The sequence below is a fragment of the Pantoea sp. GM_Pan_3 genome, assembly GCF_026541045.1.
GTDB classification, from domain to species: Bacteria; Pseudomonadota; Gammaproteobacteria; order Enterobacterales; family Enterobacteriaceae; genus Pantoea; species Pantoea anthophila.
In genome coordinates this window covers 1,094,266-1,113,069 of sequence record NZ_JALNVA010000001.1, presented here as the reverse complement: position 1 = coordinate 1,113,069, position 18,804 = coordinate 1,094,266, and the positions used below count along the sequence as shown (strand labels likewise).

The 18,804-nt window shown below is 55.6% G+C and carries 18 protein-coding genes and 3 tRNA genes; 10 read left to right on the top strand and 11 right to left on the bottom strand.

Annotated features, from left to right (window positions below; translation table 11 throughout):
• Positions 1 to 26: 26 nt before the first annotated feature.
• Positions 27 to 431 (bottom strand): hypothetical protein, encoded by a 405-nt coding sequence (locus tag OXR04_RS05305; RefSeq protein ID WP_009090506.1) that lies wholly within the window; start codon positions 429 to 431, stop codon positions 27 to 29.
• Positions 432 to 819: 388 nt separating this feature from the next.
• Here OXR04_RS05305 and sufA point away from each other — a divergent pair, with 388 nt between their 5' ends.
• The 7 genes from sufA to OXR04_RS05270 are packed head-to-tail and all read left to right on the top strand — an operon-like array spanning position 820 to position 7,482.
• A complete protein-coding gene (gene sufA, locus OXR04_RS05300; protein WP_009090504.1) occupies positions 820 to 1,194 on the top strand; it encodes a Fe-S cluster assembly scaffold SufA in 375 nt (124 codons plus the stop codon).
• A gap of 7 nt (positions 1,195 to 1,201) precedes the next feature.
• Complete coding sequence (sufB, locus tag OXR04_RS05295; protein ID WP_046101730.1) at positions 1,202 to 2,695, top strand: Fe-S cluster assembly protein SufB; 1,494 nt, start codon at positions 1,202 to 1,204, stop codon at positions 2,693 to 2,695.
• Positions 2,696 to 2,737: 42 nt separating this feature from the next.
• Entirely contained in the window at positions 2,738 to 3,484 is a 747-nt protein-coding gene (sufC, locus tag OXR04_RS05290) for a Fe-S cluster assembly ATPase SufC (protein ID WP_009090499.1), read from the top strand.
• Positions 3,459 to 4,739, top strand: a complete 1,281-nt coding sequence (gene sufD, locus OXR04_RS05285) for a Fe-S cluster assembly protein SufD (RefSeq protein WP_267369397.1) — start codon at positions 3,459 to 3,461, stop codon at positions 4,737 to 4,739. The genes sufC and sufD overlap by 26 nt, the downstream gene beginning before the upstream one ends.
• Positions 4,739 to 5,962, top strand: a complete 1,224-nt coding sequence (gene sufS / locus OXR04_RS05280) for a cysteine desulfurase SufS (RefSeq protein ID WP_009090495.1) — start codon at positions 4,739 to 4,741, stop codon at positions 5,960 to 5,962. The genes sufD and sufS overlap by 1 nt, the downstream gene beginning before the upstream one ends.
• Before the next feature lie 21 nt (positions 5,963 to 5,983).
• Complete coding sequence (gene sufE, locus OXR04_RS05275) at positions 5,984 to 6,400, top strand: cysteine desulfuration protein SufE (RefSeq protein WP_009090494.1); 417 nt, start codon at positions 5,984 to 5,986, stop codon at positions 6,398 to 6,400.
• 56 nt (positions 6,401 to 6,456) lie between these two features.
• Positions 6,457 to 7,482, top strand: a complete 1,026-nt coding sequence (locus tag OXR04_RS05270; RefSeq protein ID WP_267369396.1) for a L,D-transpeptidase family protein — start codon at positions 6,457 to 6,459, stop codon at positions 7,480 to 7,482.
• A 76-nt stretch (positions 7,483 to 7,558) separates the two neighbouring features.
• On the opposite strand, the gene OXR04_RS05265 is transcribed toward OXR04_RS05270, so the two are convergent.
• The 6 genes from OXR04_RS05265 to OXR04_RS05240 all read right to left on the bottom strand — a co-directional run bounded on the left by OXR04_RS05265 (position 7,559) and on the right by OXR04_RS05240 (position 11,634).
• Entirely contained in the window at positions 7,559 to 7,795 is a 237-nt protein-coding gene (locus tag OXR04_RS05265; protein WP_009090492.1) for a major outer membrane lipoprotein, read from the bottom strand.
• A 303-nt stretch (positions 7,796 to 8,098) separates the two neighbouring features.
• Positions 8,099 to 9,511, bottom strand: coding sequence for a pyruvate kinase PykF (gene pykF / locus OXR04_RS05260; RefSeq protein WP_009090491.1), 1,413 nt, complete (start codon positions 9,509 to 9,511; stop codon positions 8,099 to 8,101).
• 351 nt (positions 9,512 to 9,862) lie between these two features.
• Positions 9,863 to 9,939: transfer RNA gene (locus OXR04_RS05255), tRNA-Val, on the bottom strand.
• 11 nt (positions 9,940 to 9,950) lie between these two features.
• Positions 9,951 to 10,027: transfer RNA gene (locus tag OXR04_RS05250), tRNA-Val, on the bottom strand.
• A 3-nt stretch (positions 10,028 to 10,030) separates the two neighbouring features.
• Positions 10,031 to 10,107, bottom strand: a tRNA-Val gene (locus tag OXR04_RS05245).
• Positions 10,108 to 10,260: 153 nt separating this feature from the next.
• Positions 10,261 to 11,634, bottom strand: a complete 1,374-nt coding sequence (locus tag OXR04_RS05240; protein ID WP_140028477.1) for an MATE family efflux transporter — start codon at positions 11,632 to 11,634, stop codon at positions 10,261 to 10,263.
• A gap of 208 nt (positions 11,635 to 11,842) precedes the next feature.
• Here OXR04_RS05240 and OXR04_RS05235 point away from each other — a divergent pair, with 208 nt between their 5' ends.
• Positions 11,843 to 12,502 carry a riboflavin synthase gene (locus OXR04_RS05235; RefSeq protein ID WP_009090489.1) on the top strand — a complete coding sequence of 220 codons (660 nt, stop codon included), beginning with the start codon at positions 11,843 to 11,845 and terminating at the stop codon, positions 12,500 to 12,502.
• A gap of 238 nt (positions 12,503 to 12,740) precedes the next feature.
• Here the strand turns inward: OXR04_RS05235 and cfa are convergent, their stop codons facing one another.
• On the bottom strand, positions 12,741 to 13,889 hold the full coding sequence (cfa, locus tag OXR04_RS05230; protein ID WP_267369395.1) for a cyclopropane fatty acyl phospholipid synthase: 1,149 nt from the start codon (positions 13,887 to 13,889) through the stop codon (positions 12,741 to 12,743).
• A gap of 308 nt (positions 13,890 to 14,197) precedes the next feature.
• Positions 14,198 to 15,400, bottom strand: coding sequence for a purine nucleoside transporter PunC (punC, locus tag OXR04_RS05225; protein ID WP_033736272.1), 1,203 nt, complete (start codon positions 15,398 to 15,400; stop codon positions 14,198 to 14,200).
• Positions 15,401 to 15,506: 106 nt separating this feature from the next.
• Between punC and punR the strand changes: the two genes are divergently transcribed.
• Positions 15,507 to 16,412: a DNA-binding transcriptional activator PunR gene (punR, locus tag OXR04_RS05220; protein WP_140925201.1), complete on the top strand. Its 906-nt coding sequence runs from the start codon at positions 15,507 to 15,509 to the stop codon at positions 16,410 to 16,412.
• Here the strand turns inward: punR and purR are convergent.
• A complete protein-coding gene (purR, locus tag OXR04_RS05215) occupies positions 16,409 to 17,434 on the bottom strand; it encodes an HTH-type transcriptional repressor PurR (protein ID WP_009090485.1) in 1,026 nt (341 codons plus the stop codon). The genes punR and purR overlap by 4 nt on opposite strands.
• A 281-nt stretch (positions 17,435 to 17,715) precedes the next feature.
• Here purR and OXR04_RS05210 point away from each other — a divergent pair, with 281 nt between their 5' ends.
• On the top strand, positions 17,716 to 17,805 hold the full coding sequence (locus OXR04_RS05210) for a YnhF family membrane protein (RefSeq protein WP_122983609.1): 90 nt from the start codon (positions 17,716 to 17,718) through the stop codon (positions 17,803 to 17,805).
• Between the two features lie 47 nt (positions 17,806 to 17,852).
• Here the strand turns inward: OXR04_RS05210 and OXR04_RS05205 are convergent, their stop codons facing one another.
• Entirely contained in the window at positions 17,853 to 18,641 is a 789-nt protein-coding gene (locus OXR04_RS05205; protein WP_058956560.1) for a C40 family peptidase, read from the bottom strand.
• Positions 18,642 to 18,804 lie beyond the last annotated feature (163 nt).

The window sequence follows — 18,804 nt, the reverse complement described above, 5'->3', positions numbered from 1 at the left end:
GTGCGCGACGTCACGGCATGGCTGGATTAGAATATCCAGCCTGCGTGACGTACGAAGTCGCTTTGCAGCGCGGAGGCTTTGTTCCACTCGCCGACGAGAGCCAGTTGATGGCAGAGGCGGGTCAGGGAGAGGCGCGCCAGCTGGTAAGCCTGAATACGGAACAGGCGGTCGCGTTCGCTGTTTCCCATCTCCTGAACCAGGCGATGATGCAGTTTTCCCATCGCATGCAGGTAACTCTGGTCGTCACCATTCAACTGGCAGATCTCTGCCATATCCTGACAGGCATCGTTGAACTGACGCAGCTGATGTATCGTGCAGTCGGCCCGATCAAGCTTTGCCTGCGCCATGTAAAAGTCGACGGTGATATCGCGGATGCTGAACTGGTATTCATCGATTTTGTGCTGGAGCCAGGCTGAGACAGAGAGCGTCATGAAACCATCCTGAATGTGAATGATAATAATTATCATATTCAACTGTTCAGGGATTGCAATGCGCGGGCAGAAAAATTTAACGATTTATCCTGCCTGTCGGTATAATCGGAAATAACAATCTGTTTACATCGCAGAAAGGCGTAACCTATCAATAAGCCTTTTTATCAAAAAGGGTTATTTTAAAATGAGTGATTTATTAATAGGTTATCACTGGCTTATTAAGGCTGACGTTCTCACCACACAGTGAGCTGAAGAGGCTATGCTTAATTATTAAGCAAATAAAACAGCACAAGATGATTATCCCTGCAAAACAAGAGGTTGAAGTGATCGGTGAGATCACTACCATAGGGGGATAGCCTGAAAAGGTCCGGACTCAAGAGGTATCAATATGGCATCCGTTAATACAGACTCTTTCTCACCTGACGATTTCGTCTGGAAAGGGCTGACGCTGACTGAAACCGCAGCGCAACAAATTCTCAATCTGGCGGCTCAGGACCCTGATGTCAAGGGTCTGCGACTCAGCGTGAAACAATCCGGCTGCGCCGGGTTCGGCTACGTTATGGATTTGGTGAAAGAGCCTGTCGAAGACGATCTGCAGTTTTCATTCTACGGCGCAACGCTGTTTGTGCCGCTTCAGGCGATGCCATTCGTTGATGGCACCGAGCTGGACTATGTTCGCGAAGGCCTGAATCAGATTTTTAAATTCAATAACCCTAAAGCTCAGCACGCCTGCGGGTGCGGTGAGAGCTTTGGCGTCGAGTAAGTGAAATATGTCACGACACAGCGAAACATCTGACGATGTACAAATCTGGGAAGGCAAGCTCAACTACAAAGAGGGCTTCTTTACCCAACTGCAAACCGAAGAATTTGCCAACGGCATCAACGAAGATGTCGTGCGCGCGATTTCGGCCAAGCGTAACGAGCCAGAGTGGATGCTGGAGTTTCGTCTTAAAGCGTTTCATGCCTGGCTTGAAATGGAAGAGCCTCACTGGCTGAAAGCGCACTACGAGAAGCTCGACTATCAGGATTACAGCTACTACTCCGCGCCCTCATGCGGCAGCTGTGACGATAGCTGCGCGTCGGAGCCGGGTGCCACTCAGGCCTCAGGCAGCGCGCCCGCCAGTGAATATCTGACGCAGGAAGTGGAGAACGCCTTTAATCAGCTGGGTGTGCCGGTCCGCGAAGGCCGCGAAGTGGCGGTTGACGCGATTTTTGACTCCGTTTCAGTCGCGACCACCTATCGCGGTAAGCTGGCGGAGCAGGGCATCATCTTCTGCTCTTTTGGCGAAGCGATTCAGGAACACCCTGAGCTGGTGAAGCAGTATCTGGGCACCGTCGTGCCGGCGAATGACAACTTCTTTGCCGCGCTGAACTCCGCGGTCGCCTCAGATGGCACCTTTGTCTATATCCCGAAAGGGGTGCGCTGCCCGATGGAGCTGTCGACCTATTTCCGCATCAACGCCGCGAAAACCGGTCAGTTCGAGCGCACCATCCTGATTGCCGACGAAGACAGCTATGTCAGCTACATCGAAGGCTGTTCAGCCCCGGTGCGTGACAGCTACCAGCTGCATGCGGCCGTGGTGGAAGTGATCATCCACAAAAACGCCGAAGTGAAATACTCCACGGTTCAGAACTGGTTCCCTGGCGGTGAAGGCGAGGGCGGTATCCTCAACTTCGTGACCAAGCGCGCGCTGTGTGAAGGTGACCACAGCAAGATGTCCTGGACACAGTCGGAAACCGGCTCTGCGATCACCTGGAAATACCCGAGCTGCATTCTGCGCGGGGACTACTCGGTGGGTGAGTTCTACTCCGTGGCGCTGACCAGCGGTCGTCAGCAGGCCGATACCGGCACCAAGATGATCCACATTGGTAAAAACACCAAATCGACCATCATCTCTAAAGGGATTTCGGCCGGTAAAAGTCAGAACACCTATCGCGGTCTGGTGAAAATCATGCCAACCGCCACCAACGCGCGTAACTTTACGCAGTGTGACTCGATGCTGATCGGCCCGGATTGCGGCGCCCATACCTTCCCGTATGTGGAGACCCGCAATAACACCGCTCAGCTGGAGCACGAAGCCACGACATCACGCATCGGTGAAGATCAGATGTTCTACTGTCTGCAACGCGGTATCAGTGAAGAAGATGCCATCTCGATGATCGTGAACGGCTTCTGTAAAGACGTATTCTCCGAGCTGCCACTGGAATTTGCCGTGGAAGCCCAGAAATTGTTAGCCATCAGCCTTGAGCACAGTGTGGGCTGATGCCGTCACACGCCTTGCCGGAAGCAACGTGAAGGAATAAGTATGTTAAGCATTAAAGATTTGCAGGTCAGTGTTGAAGATAAAGCCATTCTGCGTGGCCTGAATCTCGAAATTAAACCAGGCGAAGTGCATGCCATCATGGGCCCGAACGGCTCAGGTAAAAGTACGCTGTCAGCCACGCTGGCAGGCCGCGAAGATTATGAAGTGACCGGCGGTTCGGTGAGCTTCAACGGTAAAGATTTGCTGGAGCTGGCACCGGAAGAGCGCGCTGGTGAAGGTATCTTTATGGCGTTCCAGTATCCGGTCGAGATCCCCGGTGTCAGCAATCAGTTTTTCCTGCAGACGTCGGTAAACGCGGTGCGCAAATACCGTCAGCAGGAAGAGCTGGATCGCTTTGATTTCCAGGACTTCATCGAAGAGAAAATTCAGCTGCTGAAGATGCCGGAAGATCTGCTGACCCGTTCCGTTAACGTTGGCTTCTCCGGCGGCGAGAAGAAGCGTAACGACATCCTGCAGATGGCGGCGCTGGAGCCTGAGCTCTGCATCCTGGATGAAACCGACTCCGGTCTGGACATTGATGCGCTGAAAATCGTTGCCAATGGTGTGAACAGCCTGCGTGACGAAAAGCGTGCCTTTATCATCGTGACCCACTACCAGCGTATTCTGGACTACATCAAGCCAGACTTCGTTCATGTTCTGTATCAGGGCAAAATCGTGAAATCTGGCGACTTCTCGCTGGTGAAACAGCTGGAGGAGCAAGGTTATGGCTGGCTTACCGACGAAGAGTGATTCTGCGCTGCAACAGTGGCATCACCTGTTTGAGTCGCGCGGCGACGTGCGTTCTCTGCAGGCTCAGCAGCACTGGCAGCAACTGATGCGCGTTGGCCTGCCAACCCGCAAGCATGAAAACTGGAAATACACCCCGCTGGACACGCTGCTGTCACAGCAGTTTGTGTTGCCTGACGCGCCTCAGACTCTGAGCGCTGAACAGGTTGATGCGCTGGCGCTGCCGCTGGATGCCATCCGCCTGGTCTTCGTTGACGGTCAGTTCCAGGCGGCGCTGAGCAGCCGCGACACCGGGCTGTTTGAGATTCAGCACAGCGTGGCTGCCGAGCGTCGTCCGCTGCCCGCCGCCGTTCAGCCGGAAGTTTTTCTGCATCTGACCGAAAGCCTGGCGGAAGAGGTGACTACCCTGCGTCTGGCACGCGGTAAATCTGCAGCGCGCCCGGTCTACCTGCTGCATATCACCAGCGGTCAGCAGACGGGCATGAACACCGTTCATTATCGTCATCACCTGCAGCTGGAAGAGAGCGCCGAAGCGGAAGTGATTGAGCACTACGTTTCACTCAACGATCAGGCCCATTTCACCGGTTCGCGCTTTACCTGCGCGATTGGAGATAATGCAAAGCTGACCCACACCAAACTGGCGTTTGAAAGCAGCAATAGCTATCACTTTGCGCACAACGATCTGGTGGTGGGTAACGATGCGCAGGTCAGCAGTACCAGCTTCCTGCTGGGTGCCGGTCTGTCGCGCCACAATACCAGCACGCAGCTGAACGGCGAGAACAGTACGCTGGCGATTAACAGCCTGGTGTTGCCGGTGAAACAGGAAGTCGCGGATACCCGTACTTACCTGGAGCACAATAAAGGCCACTGCGTCAGCCGTCAGATGCATAAAACCATCGTGCGTGACAAAGGCCGTGCGGTGTTTAACGGTCACATCAAAGTGGCACAGCATGCACTGAAGACAGACGGGCAGATGACCAACAACAACCTGTTGCTGGGCAAGCTGGCGGAGGTCGATACCAAGCCGCAGCTGGAAATCTATGCGGATGACGTTAAGTGCAGCCACGGTGCCACCATCGGCCGTATCGATGACGAGCAGATGTTCTATCTGCGTTCGCGCGGTATTGAGCAGGATGCTGCGCAGACCATGATTATCCACGCTTTTGCGGCAGAACTGACCGAAACACTGGAAAATCCGGTGATGCGTCAGGCCGTACTGCAGCGTATCGCGCAACGTTTTCCCGGAGGCGACGTATGATGAACTTCGATCTCGACCGCATCAGGGCTGATTTTCCTATCCTGAAGCGAGAGGTCAACGGTCATCCGCTGGCCTACCTTGACAGCGCCGCCAGCGCACAACGTCCCCTCTCGGTGATCAATGCCGAGAGTCATTTTTACCAGCACGGCTATGCGGCCGTGCATCGCGGCATCCATACGCTGAGCCAGCAGGCAACCAGTGATATGGAGAACGTGCGCGATCAGGCCGCCCGTTTCCTGAACGCTTCGTCGCAGGAAGAGATTGTTTTCGTCAAAGGAACCACCGAAGGCATCAATCTGGTGGCCAACAGCTGGGGCAGCAGTCAGCTCCGGTCTGGCGATAACCTGATCATTACTGAGATGGAACATCACGCCAATATCGTTCCATGGCAGATGCTGGCTGAGCGCACCGGAGCCGAAGTGCGTGTGCTGCCGTTGAATGACAACGGTGAGCTGGCGCTTGAGCAGCTGGCGGGGCTGATTGACAGCCGCACGCGCCTGCTGGCCGTGACGCATGTTTCAAACGTGCTCGGCACGGTTAACCCGGTCAAAGCGATCGTGGCGCAGGCCAAAGCCGCGGGTGTTGTTACCCTGGTGGATGGTGCGCAGGCGGTAATGCATGACAAAGTTGACGTGCAGGATATCGGCTGTGATTTCTATGTTTTCTCCAGCCATAAACTCTACGGCCCGAACGGCGTGGGTATCCTTTATGGACGCAAAGCGTTGCTGGACCAGATGCCACCCTGGGAGGGCGGCGGGTCGATGATTGACCGCGTCATGTTGCCGACGGGCACCACCTGGAACAGCGCGCCGTGGCGTTTTGAAGCCGGCACCCCTAATACTGGCGGCATTATCGGCTTTGGTGCGGCACTGGCCTACGTGCAGGCGCTGGGACTTGATACCATTCACGCGCGTGAAACGGCGCTCATGAACTATGCCCTGGATAAGCTGGGCACCGTCCCGGACATCCGCATCTATGGCCCGCAGTCGCGCGCCGGTGTTATCGCCTTCAATCTCGGCAAGCACCACGCTTACGATGTCGGCAGCTTCCTCGATCAGTATGGTATTGCCATCCGCACCGGCCATCACTGCGCCATGCCGCTGATGCAGCATTACAACGTGCCTGCGATGTGCCGCGCCTCCTTCACCTTCTATAACAGTGAAGAAGAGGTGGATCGTCTGGCCGCGGGTCTGACGCGCATTCATCGTCTGCTGGGCGGCTGAACAGTTTTAACGGAGTGACTGATGGCGAATTTGCCTGAAAAAGAGAAACTGGTGCGTAACTTTAACCGTTGCGCCAACTGGGAAGAGAAGTACCTGTACATCATTGAACTGGGTTCGAAACTTCCGGAATCCTCCGAAACCCTGCACCAGCCGGAAAACGTCATCTCGGGATGCCAGAGCCAGGTGTGGATCAGAATGACGCCGCAGGCCGATGGCACCATCGCCTTCGAAGGTGACAGCGATGCCGCGATCGTTAAAGGACTGATTGCTATCGTAATTAGTCTCTATCAGAACCTGCCGCCTGCCGAGATTCTGGCGCTGGATGTCCGCCACTGGTTTGGCGAACTGGCCCTGATGCAGCACCTGACGCCCACCCGGTCGCAGGGGCTGGAGGCGATGATTCGGTCTATTCGCCATACCGCTCAGAACCTCAGCTAAGCTACACTCGACAGACGCCATCCGGCGTCTGTTTTTTTATCTGACGAGAAAATTGCATGAAACCAGCTTTACGTTTAGCCGGTGCATTGCTGCTGACCTGTTTTGGGCTCTCTGCACCCGCATTCGCCACGGAATATCCGCTGCCGCCACCTGACAGTCGCCTGATTGGCGAAAACGTCCTGACTCAGGTTCCCGATAACAAACAGCCGCTGGAAGCGATTGCGGCCCGCTACCAGGTCGGTCTGCTGGGGATGCTGGAGGCGAATCCCGGCACCGATCCCTGGCTGCCAAAGGCGGGCACGCAACTGACGATACCGCTACAGATGATCCTGCCCGATACGCCACGCGAAGGCATTGTGGTGAATCTTGCCGAGCTGCGTCTCTACTACTATCCCAAAGGCGAAAATAAAGTCATCGTCTATCCCATCGGCATTGGCCAGTTAGGGGCAGCCACTCCCGTGATGGTCACCCGTATCAGCCAGAAGATCCCCAATCCTACCTGGACGCCGACCCCGAATATCCGCAAACGCTACGCGAAAGAGGGTGTCACGCTGCCCGCCGTGGTGCCTGCGGGACCGGATAATCCGATGGGGCAGTTTGCCATGCGTCTGGCGCGCGGTACGGGCCAGTATCTGATCCACGGCACCAATGCGAAGTTTGGCATCGGCATGCGCGTCAGCTCCGGCTGCATCCGTCTGCGTTCCGAAGATATCGAAGCGTTGTTTAACGCCGTACCAGAGGGGACACGGGTGCAGATTATCAATCAGCCGGTGAAGTACGCCATCGAGCCGGATGGTAAACGCTACGTTGAAGTGCACCAGCCGCTGTCACGCAGTGACAAAGATGATCCGCAGACGCAGACCATTGCGCTCAGCGACGGACTCAGGCAGTTTATGAAAAGTGAGAAGAGTGACCGGGCGCTGATTAAAGCCAGCATCGCACGACGCTCAGGCATGCCTGTACTGGTCAGCAGTGGTGAACCGGTAGAGAGTGATACCGTGCCGCCCGAAGGGCTGGAAAGTGCCGCGGTGCCGACAGAGAGTGTGGCAGCAGGGAAGGAGGCAAAGGACGTTAAACCCTGACAGAAAGGTGCCGGATAGAGCCTGGCAGGGGCAAAAAAAATGGCGCCATAAAGGCGCCATTTTTAAACCAGAACTCTTACTTACGGTAAGAGTGAGCCTGGTTGTCCAGACGCTGGTTAGCGCGTGCTGCGTCATCTTTAGCAGCCTGAACGTCTGAACGCACTGCGTTCACGTCGTTGCTCAGCTGGTCAACTTTCGCGTTCAGAGTCTGAACGTCTGAAGACAGCTGGTCGATTTTAGCGTTGCTTGAGCAACCAGCCAGCAGAGTTGAAGCCAGAACTACCGCGCCCAGTACCAGTTTAGTACGATTCATTATTTATACCCTCTAGATTGAGTTAATCTCCATGTAGCAATACAAGTATTACACAAAGCTTTTTAAGTTGAGAATAAATTTTTGATGAGAAGATGCTTAAATTTGATCGTTCGCTCAAAGAAGCAGCGAATCCCAGAATATGATAAAAAAATTTAGCGAAAACAGAGAGATTTAATCGGATTAACCTTAATATTAAGAGTATTTGAATAGTTATATTCGATTGGAATTTTCTGGTATTTGGTTTAAGAGGAAATAAAAAAAGCGCCTCTTAAAGGCGCTTCTAAATAACCGCTGACGCAGGTTTTACAGGACGTGTACGGACGCGGTGTTGGTAGTTCCGCTTGGTACTAATGCACCGGAAACCAGCACTACGACATCCCCTTTCTGAGCGTAGCCGCTTTCCAGCGCCGCTTCTTTACCCAGACGATAGAAATCATCGGTCGACGCGATCTCAGAGACCAGGCGTGTCTCAATGCCCTTACTCAGGATCAGCTGGCGTGCAGTGGTCTGATTGGTGGTCAGAGCCAGGATGGTGGCGTTCGGGAAGTATTTACGCACCGCTTTAGCCGATTTGCCGCCTTCGGTCGCCACCACAATCAGTGGCGCTTCCAGCTTCTCAGCGGTCTCAACCGCACCGCGGCAGACGGCTTCGGTGATACGCAGCTTACGGGTATCGTTCTGGCTGTCGATGCGCGATTTCATCACGCGGTCGGTACGTTCACAGATGGTCGCCATGATGGTGACCGACTCCAGCGGATAGCGACCTTTGGCGCTCTCACCTGACAGCATGACCGCATCGGTGCCATCCAGGATGGCGTTCGCCACGTCGCCGGCTTCTGCGCGGGTAGGGCGTGGGTTTTTGATCATGGAGTCGAGCATCTGGGTCGCCGTGATAACCACTTTGCGCGCTTTATTACATTTCTTGATCATCATCTTCTGCGCGAAGATCACTTCTTCAACCGGGATCTCAACACCCAGGTCGCCACGCGCAACCATGATGCCGTCTGACGCTTCGAGAATTTCGTCGAAGTTGTTCAGGCCTTCCTGGTTTTCGATTTTGGAGATAATCTGGATGTGCTCACCGCCGTGCTGTTTCAGGTGCTCACGAATCTCCAGCACGTCTGAACGCTTACGGATGAACGAAGCCGCGACAAAGTCCACACCCTGCTCACAGCCAAAAATCAGATCGCGTTTGTCTTTTTCAGCCAGCGCAGGCAGCTGGATTGAGACGCCTGGCAGGTTAACGCCTTTGTTCTCGCCCAGGTCGCCGTTGTTCAGCACCTTACAGACCACGGTGTTTTCGGTGACTTCGGTCACTTCCATCCCAATCAGGCCATCATCGACCAGCACGGTGTTGCCGATCTTCAGGTCAGCCGTGAAGCCCGGGTAGGTGACAGCAACGCGCTCGCTGTTGCCGATCACGCTCTGATCGGTGGTGAAGGTAAAGGTCTGGCCCGCTTTCAGCGCCGCGTCGTTACCGCCTTCCAGTTTCATGGTGCGGATTTCAGGGCCTTTGGTGTCCAGCAGGATAGCGGCCTGACGACCGGTTTTCTGCATCACGGCGCGCATATTGGTAATGCGCTGGCCGTGCTCAGCGTAGTCGCCGTGAGAAAAGTTCAGACGCATAACATTCATGCCAGCTTCAAGCAGCTGAGTCAGCATCTCTTCGGATTCGGTTTTCGGGCCGATAGTACAAACGATTTTAGTCTTTTTCATGACGGATTATCTGTAAGTTGTGATGGATGAATAAGGGCGGAATCCGATGGCAGCGCATCGAAGTGAAATTTCTGATTTGAGACTGAAACTGAAAAGGGCAGTACTGAATAAGAATAGGTGACGAAGGCCAGGCGTGCAGGGAAGTTGTGCGGCTACGATTGGTAACCACCACGCTGTTGTTGCGCAAATCATTTGAGTTATCGCAGTAAGCACGTGATCGCTGAAACCTTTCAAGTAAACAACGGGGGACAGTATAGACGCTAAGTATGCGAAAACCAATCAAAAAGCAGAAGAGGGACGCGATGCAGATCAATATAAAGGGAGTTGCGCAAGCTGAAGGAATTCTGAAAGTGGTGCGCTCTAATGGACTCGAACCATCGACCCCCACCATGTCAAGGTGGTGCTCTAACCAACTGAGCTAAGAGCGCATACTGAATATTGGTGCGTCCGAGTGGACTCGAACCACCGACCCCCACCATGTCAAGGTGGTGCTCTAACCAACTGAGCTACGGACGCACTTGGTGCGCTCTAATGGACTCGAACCATCGACCCCCACCATGTCAAGGTGGTGCTCTAACCAACTGAGCTAAGAGCGCAACATGCTGTCAGGGCGACAGCGGGGACGAATATTAACGGCAGCGTGTGAGGCTGGCAAGGGGAAAATTGTTTTTTCACTGTGACTGCGCAGCAACTGTGCTAACCGTCGTTTTTTTCGGCGCTGCGGGCCATAAATGGCCCGCTTTTGTGGATTATCGCGCCGCGCGGGCGAGGATAATGGCCGCCGGTGAACGCTGTAAGCGTCTGATGCGCCAGATCATCATCACCGCTGCCGAGGTGAGGCCGATAATGAAACCGCACCAGAAGCCCGCAGGTCCCATACGCGGCACCAGCCAGTCGGTCAGTGCCAGCAGATACCCGGCAGGCAGACCGAGCAGCCAGTAGGCAATAAAGGTGATGAAGAAAATGGATCGCGTATCTTTATAGCCGCGCAGAATGCCGCTGCCGATCACCTGAATCGAATCGGAGAACTGATAAATCGCCGCCAGCAGCATCAGCTGTGCGGCCAGCGTCACCACCTCAGGATTGTCGTTGTAGAGCAGGGCGATCTGGTGACGGAACGTCACGGTAAAAATCGCGGTCAGCGCCGCCATGCTGATGCCGACACCCTGCGCCGTCCACGCGGCGACCCGGGCCTGCTCGGTGGAGCCCTGACCCAGGCGGTAGCCGACGCGGATAGTGGTCGCGACACCCAGCGACAGCGGTAACACGAACATCAGTGAACTGAAATTGAGCGCGATCTGGTGGCCGGCGACATTGACGATGCCCAGCGGCGACACCAGCAGCGCCACCACGGCAAACAGGGTGACCTCAAAAAAGAGCGCCAGCGCCACCGGCAATCCCAGCGCCATCAGGCGGGTGAGAATGACACGCGAAGGCGGCGACCAGCGGCTCTCCATGCGGATATCACGCATCGAACCCATCCGGCGCACCCAGAAGCGCATGCAGATAAACATTACCCAGTAGACCGAAGCGGTTGCCACACCACAACCCACCCCGCCCAGTGCCGGCATCCCGAAGTGACCATAAATAAAGATATAGTTGAGCGGGATGTTAAACATCAGGCCGAGAAAGCCCAGCACCATACCCGGCTTGGTTTTCGACAATCCTTCACACTGGTTGCGCAGCACCTGGAAGAAGAGGTAGCCAGGGGCGCCGAACAGCAGGGCATGCAGATAGCCTTCTGCCTTCAGGGCCAGCCGGGGATCGATATCGTGCATTGCGCGGATGAGGTAACCCGCGTGCCACAGCAGCACCATAATCAGCAGGGAGACAAAAAAGGCGAGCCAGTATGCCTGGCGAATCTGTTCACCGATGCGTTCGCGGCGACCTGAACCGTTGAGTTGCGCAACGGTGGGCGTCAATGCAAGCAGAAGACCATGACCAAACAGGATGGCCGGAAGCCAGACAGAGGTGCCGACAGCAACGGCGGCCATATCCGTGGCGCTGACGGCGCCGGCCATAATGGTATCCACAAATCCCATTGCGGTCTGGGCCACCTGAGCAAGGATGACCGGAATCGCAAGGGCCAGCAATTGACGCGCTTCTGTTAAATACTTCTGCACGTTAACACCTGACGAGTTATAGGAAAGAAAAGGGGCAAAAAGCCCGGGGAATTTCGTGAGTTAGTGTAACTGGCGTAACCCCATTCGCCAATCTTTGTCACACAATGCGGTTTGCACTGACTCAACGCCGTGGCAGGGGCTGAAATCTAACAGCGGGCCTGAGCTGTGGTAAACTGGCACAAACGTCGGATTTTCAGAGGCAAAGAATATGTTTACCGGAATTGTGCAGGGCATGGCGGAGATCGTGTCCATCGAAGAGAAAGAGCTGTTTCGTACCCATACTGTCCGGCTGCCGGAAGAACTCCTGCCGGGTCTGGCGCTGGGCGCATCCGTCGCGCATAACGGCTGCTGCTTAACCGTGACGGCAATCGACGGCGATCGTGTCAGCTTTGATCTGATCAAAGAGACGCTGCGGGTGACGAACCTCGGCGATCTGCGTGAGGGCGACGTGGTCAATATCGAGCGGGCAGCAAAATTCAGCGATGAAATCGGCGGGCATCTGATGTCGGGCCACATTATGACCACCGCTGAGATCTGCAAAATTATCCAGTCAGAACATAACCGCGAAGTCTGGTTTAAAATCCAGGACCCGGCGCAGATGAAATATATTCTGCATAAAGGGTTCGTCGGTATCGACGGCATCAGCCTGACGGTCGGGGATGTGACCAGAACGAAGTTCTGCGTCTATCTGATCCCGGAAACCCTGGAACGCACCACGCTGGGGGCGAAGACCTTTGGACAGCGGGTCAATATTGAGATCGATCCACACACTCAGGCCATCGTCGAGACCGTGGAGCGCGTGCTCGCCCAGCGTGATGCTGCGGCAGCCATGAGTGCGCTGACCGGGCAACCTGCCGCAGAGAGTTAATATCAGGCGCGACAGCGCCTGTTGAACCGCTGACCCGATTCGCTGTGAGATTGCACCTGCGCAGGAAACAGGGTCAGATCGGAAAGACGCAAAAGCCGTCATCCCTGACACGCTCGACACGCGCCCTCCCTGGCGCGTGACGCTTTCCTCTTCTGACCCTGTTCCCTGCGCCTTTAGCTTCTCCGTTGCGGTTAACGCGGGTCTGACTTCGGCAGGCCTTGCGGCGCAACCGGCTCCTCTACCGCGCCACGCGCAGTCCCCCCTCTACGCCACGACTGAAGACGATCTGCCACAGCTGAATGTCGCGCGCGCGGAATGCACCGGCACAGGCGTTGAGATAGTAGGCAAACATACGCTTAAAGCGATCGCCATAACTCTCAGCCAGCTGAGGCCAGGCCTGCAAAAAGCGTTCATGCCATGCCATCAGCGTCCTGTCGTAATCTGCGCCAAAGTTGTGCCAGTCCTCCAGAATAAAATGGGGCTCGCTGGCATCGGCCACCTGACGCACCGAAGGCAGGCAGCCGTTGGGGAAAATATACTTATCGATCCACGGGTCAACGCGCATATCGGTTTTAATCGCGCCGATGGTGTGAAGCAGGAAAATCCCGTCAGGCTTAAGATTACGATCGACCACGTCGAAATAGGTCGCGTAGTTTTTAGGCCCGACATGCTCAAACATACCGACCGACACCACGCGGTCAAACTGCTCGTTCAGATCGCGATAGTCCTGCAGCAGAATCATCACATCCAGCCCTTCACAGCGCTGCTGCGCCAGCTTCTGCTGCTCGGCGGAGATGGTCACGCCATGCACGCTGACGCCATAATGACGTGCGGCAAATTCCGCCAGTCCGCCCCAGCCGCAGCCGATATCCAGCAGCGACATCCCGGGTTCCAGCGCTAATTTACGACAAATCATATCCAGCTTGGCTTCCTGCGCCGACGCCAGCGTCGTGGCCTCTTTCCAGTAGCCACAGGAGTACTGCATGTAGGGGTCAAGCATCAGTGAAAAGAGATCGTTGCCGAGATCGTAGTGCTCTTTGCCCACGATCCAGGCCCGCTTGCGGGACTGCAGGTTGGTTAAGCGGGCGGCGGCGATGCGCAGGGTATCTTTGAAATGGTGCGGAAGTTGCTGATCCAGTTTATGTTTAAGCACCTGGTGGAAGAACATATCCAGACGGTCGCAGTCCCACCATCCCTCCATATAGCTTTCGCCCAGCCCCAGCGATCCCTCCTGCAGAACACGCTTAAAAAAACCGGGATGATGAATGCGGATATCCCATGGACGTGAGCCATTTATTTCGATGTCCGCTTTTTCCAGCAGTTCGTGAACGATGCGATACCAATGATTATCTTCAGGAGTCACTGCTTCTGCGTAAGATGAACTCATAGCTTTTCCACCACCTGTCCAATCTGAACCTGAACAAAGAATAGCCAATTCGTCAGGCATTGAGAAACGTCACGGAGGATTCCGCAAACCGATTATCTGTAAGATACAGAGGACTGGAACAGGCTGAAGCAGGGCCGGTAAGAGGGAATAACGCGTACGAATACCGTCCCGGCAACAGCGTGCCAATCAGATTATTACGTTATTATATTGTTGATTTATTACAGATTTGTTGACCCGGATGAGTATATTCTCACGCGGGTCAATATTCAATGACTTATTGTTAGGGCGCTAACTAAAAGTTTAGCGGCTTAATGATTATCCTGGCAGGCAGGTTGCGCAGTGGCAACAACAGTTTGTGCGCTTGCGGCGCGCTGCATGACGTACCCGATCAGGGCGAGCAGAATCGTCACTGTCATGATCAGCGTGGTGGTCAGCAGTGCCTGAGTTAATCCCGCCGACACCGCCAGGCTGGCGAGGAAGCAGAGGCCTAACTGCAGCGTGTTCTGCAACGCGGCGGCTTTGCCGGTAGCGTGCGGGAAGGGCATCAGCGCACTGGAGACCACAATCGGATAGATCGCTCCGTTAGCCAGCGCCATTCCGCAGAACGGCACCATGAGGCTGAGCAGCGTTCCCTGACCCGAAAGCGCGACCGCAAACAGGGCCAGAATGCTCAGGCTGTAGACCCCCAGCAGCCAGGGCAGCAGCTGGGCGCCGTTAAAGCGGTTGAGCAGGGCGCGACAGCCGAAGCCACCGATTAAAAAGGCGAGCGTCTGCGGCAGATAGCTCAGGCCAATGTCGGCGGGGGAAAGGCCCAGGCCCGCCAGAATAAAGGGTGAGCCGGTCAGCCAGGCAAAAAAGCTGGCGGAGCAGGCGGAGTAGATCAGTACGTTACCGCTGTAGACGCGGGATTTAAGCAGCGTGAAGAAGCCCGGCTGTGCCCCTTTCTCCTGCGGAGCGGGTTTCACCGCGGGCAGACGCAGCGTGACCAGGATCAGCGCCACCGCAATCAGAGTCAGCACCAGGAAAATCGAACGCCAGTGGAAATGGCCGATCAGCCAGGCCCCCAGCAGCGGTGCCAGCGCCGGTGAGAGGGCCACCAGCGGCATGATCGTGGCGAACACTTTGCTGGCGCGCGCCGCCGGATAGCGGTCGATGACCAGCGCCTGCCAGCTTACGGCGGCAGCACAGACACCAATCGCCTGAATGAAGCGCAGCGCCAGCATCAGAAAGATATCATTCACCCACAGCATACCCGCACAGCCAGCGGCGAACAGTGCCAGCCCGGCCAGCAGCACGGGTTTACGGCCGATGCGATCGGAGAGCGGGCCCCAGAAGAGCTGACCACAGGCGAAGCCGGCCAGAAACAGACTCATGCTGGCGCTGATCAGGCCGGGCGAGGTGCGGAACGTCTCCTGCATCGCGCCAAAGGCGGGCAGGTACATATCGGTGGCTAAAAAGCCCAGCATGCTGAGCAGAGCGAGGTAGGGCATAAATCCTTTATTCGACAACATCAGATTCTCATTTTGCAGGGTAAACGCGGCAGAGTGTAAAAGGTGCGTTTGCGGCTGTGAAACGGTAATATTTGCCGGTTGCTGTTAAAATTTTTGAAGGCAGATTATGTGGTCAGAGTATGCATTGGAAGTGGTTGACGCGGTTGCACGCGGGGGCAGTTTCAGCGCCGCCGCGCAGGAGTTACATCGGGTGCCGTCTGCCATCAGCTATACGGTTCGCCAGCTGGAAACCTGGCTGGCGGTGCCGCTGTTTGAGCGTCAGCACCGTGAAGTGGTACTGACCCCGGCGGGAGAGCATTTTGTCAGGGAAGGGCGCAGCGTCATCAAAAAAATGCTCGCAACCCGGCAGCAGTGTCAGCAGCTGGCTAACGGCTGGCGTGGGCAGCTAAGCATTGCCGTTGACCGCATCGCCAAACCGCAGCGTACCCGGCAGCTGGTTAAAGATTTTTATCGCCACTTCCCGGACATGGAGCTGCACATCAGCTATGAGGTCTTCAACGGGGTCTGGGATGCCCTGGCCGATGGCCGGGTCGATGTCGCGATTGGTGCGACCCAGGCGATACCGGTTGGCGGACGGTTTGCGTTCCGGGATATGGGGAAGCTCAACTGGCGCTGCGTGGTGGCACCCGATCATCCTCTGACGCAGGCGACCCGGATTGATGATGACACGCTGCGTCACTGGCCGTCGCTGGTGCTGGAGGATACGTCACGGGCGCTGCCGCGGCGCATGACGTGGACGCTGGACAATCAGCGCAGGCTGGTGGTGCCGGAATGGCAAACCGGGCTGGAGTGTGTGCAGGCGGGATTGTGCGTGGCGATGGTGCCGGGCCATCTGGCCCGGCCACTGCTCGACAGCGGCGCGCTGGTGGAACTGACGCTGCCGCAGGCGTTTCCGGACAGCCCCTGCTGTGTCAGCTGGGCAGAGGATCGCGCATCACCGGCAACAGGCTGGTTACTCAGCTATCTGGGTGATGCGCAAACGCTTAATCAGGAGTGGTTAAGCGAGGATTAACGGCGATAGTCGCGGAACGGACCATCCGCAACTGAACGGCGTTCAATCAGCGTGGGATGGACTTCAATCGTTTGCGACACTTCGCGCTTGCTGGTAATGCGATCAAGCAGCATATCCAGCGCCTTCTCACCCAGCTGAGCCTTGGGCTGATGGACGGTGGTCAGTGCAGGCGCAAAATAGCGCGCGTTGCGCACATTGTCATAACCGATTACCGAAATGTCCTGCGGAACGCGCAGACCCATCTCGTCAGCGGCGCAAATTGCCCCCATCGCCATGATGTCGCCACCGCAGAACACCGCCGTCGGGCGCTGCTTCTGCGACAGGATCTGCTGCATCGCCTGGTAGCCCGACTCCGGCTCAAAGTCACCCTGCACAATCCACTCGGCGCGCGGCTGAATGCCCGCCTCTTCCAGCGCCTTAAGGAAACCGGCATGGCGTCCGCCCCCGGTGTTGCGCTCCATCTGACCGGGGATGGCACCGATGTCGCGGTGGCCGCGCTCAATCAGATAGCGTCCCGCCAGATAGCCACCCTGGAAGGCGTTATCCAGCACCGTATCGGTGAAGTCGGCGCGCGACTCGCCCCAGTCCATCACCACCATCGGGATATTGCGGTTCTCTTCCAGCATCTGCAGCAGGTCGTCCGGGTATTCAGAGCACATGACCAGCAGGCCATCGACGCGCTTCTGCGCCATCATGCTGAGGTAGGCGCGCTGTTTTTGCAGATCGTTATGCGCATTCCCCAGAATCAGCGTATAGCCTTTGTCAAAACAGTGATTCTCGACCGCTTCGATAATCTCAGCGAAATAGGGCGCTTCGCTGGAGGTGGCCAGCAGCCCCAGCGTCCGGGTGTGATTCACCTTCAGGCTGCGCGCCACGGCGCTCGGCGAGTAGTGCAGTTCCTTGATCGCCTGCCAGACCGCATCGCGCGTCTCTTCAGCCACGAAGCGGGTTTTATTGATGACGTGCGAAACCGTGGTCGTGGAGACGCCAGCGCGTTTTGCCACATCTTTAATTGTTGCCATGAAAATCGGACTCCAGGACTTATCTAACTGTATGATAAGCGTAGTGTTAAACGTTTGCGTCTGCTCAGGGTATTTTCCGCAAAAATGCCGTGTTATGGCGCATTAAACCGGCGGCCGACGGAGAATAAATGCCCGAAAAAGTGCGCAAACGGAATCAGGGCTGCGCGCGTTGCGCAACAAGGGCGGGATTCTAACAAGGCTGAACGGATAAAACGAGATTTTTACCCACAGCTGTGGGAAAATAGAATAACCACAATGATTATGTGGTTAAGGAGCAACCCATGAGTACCGATCTTAAACTGGCGTTAATGACCACTGTCGGCTGCCTGCTGATGATTGTGGCCTTTAGTTTTACCGCTGTACTGCACTGATAAAAAAGCCGGGACTTCTCCCGGCTTTTTTCTGACGCTGCATCAGCTCAGCGAATGGTTTTCGGCGTCATTACACGACGCGCACCTATGTAGTGACGCTGCCAGTAATCTTCCCCTAACGCACTGATCTGAATATCTTTGCCGGTACGCGGTGACTGAATAAACTTGCCGTCACCCAGGTAAACCCCTACGTGATCCGCGGTTCCGCGGCCATTAATGCGGAAGAAGACCAGATCGCCTTTTTCCAGTGACTCACGTTTGATAGGGGCAGCGTCACGCAGGTGATACATCTCGTTAGCGGTGCGCGGAATTTTAAACTTCACCAGATCTTTATAGGCGTACCAGACCAGACCGCTGCAGTCGAAGCCGGTGTGGGGGGAGGTGCCGCCCCACTGATAAGGTTTGCCCAGCTGGCCCATGAGCTTGGTCATCGCTGTTTCACGCGCTTTCTGGTAGCGCTGACGGTGAGATTTGCTCATTTTAATGGTGCCGGTCTCGCTGGCATCCGCGTTTTTCAGCAGGCGCTGGTGGCCATAGCGTTTTTTCTCTTTGGTGCTGAGTCGGGCGGTCTTAAGCGAGGTTTTTTTGGCAGGTGTCTGTTTAGCGGTCAGTTCAACTTTTTTCTGTTTTTTCGTTTTGAGTTTCTGAACCGGGCTGAGACGGGTTTTTTTTGTCGTGGTTTTCACCACGCGACGTTTGCGGCGCTCATCCTCGCGCGCACTCTTTTTCTCTGCTTTATGCGTACTGACGTTCACCGGAGCGTGCGGAGACGCGGCGGCGATGTTGAAGAACAGTTGCGCAAAGGCCAGCATAAAAAGCGTAATGATTAAACGCATAGTCCATTAAGTAGTTAAGTTGTCAGGGCCACTACGCACCGCGACAAAGTTGAGATTAATCTGATCCAGGATCAGCGCCGAAGCCATTCTAGTCCAGTTCTTTTAAAAACTGTAATGCCTTTTATTGTTAATCTTTGCAACCCACGCGATTGTGCTGAAAATG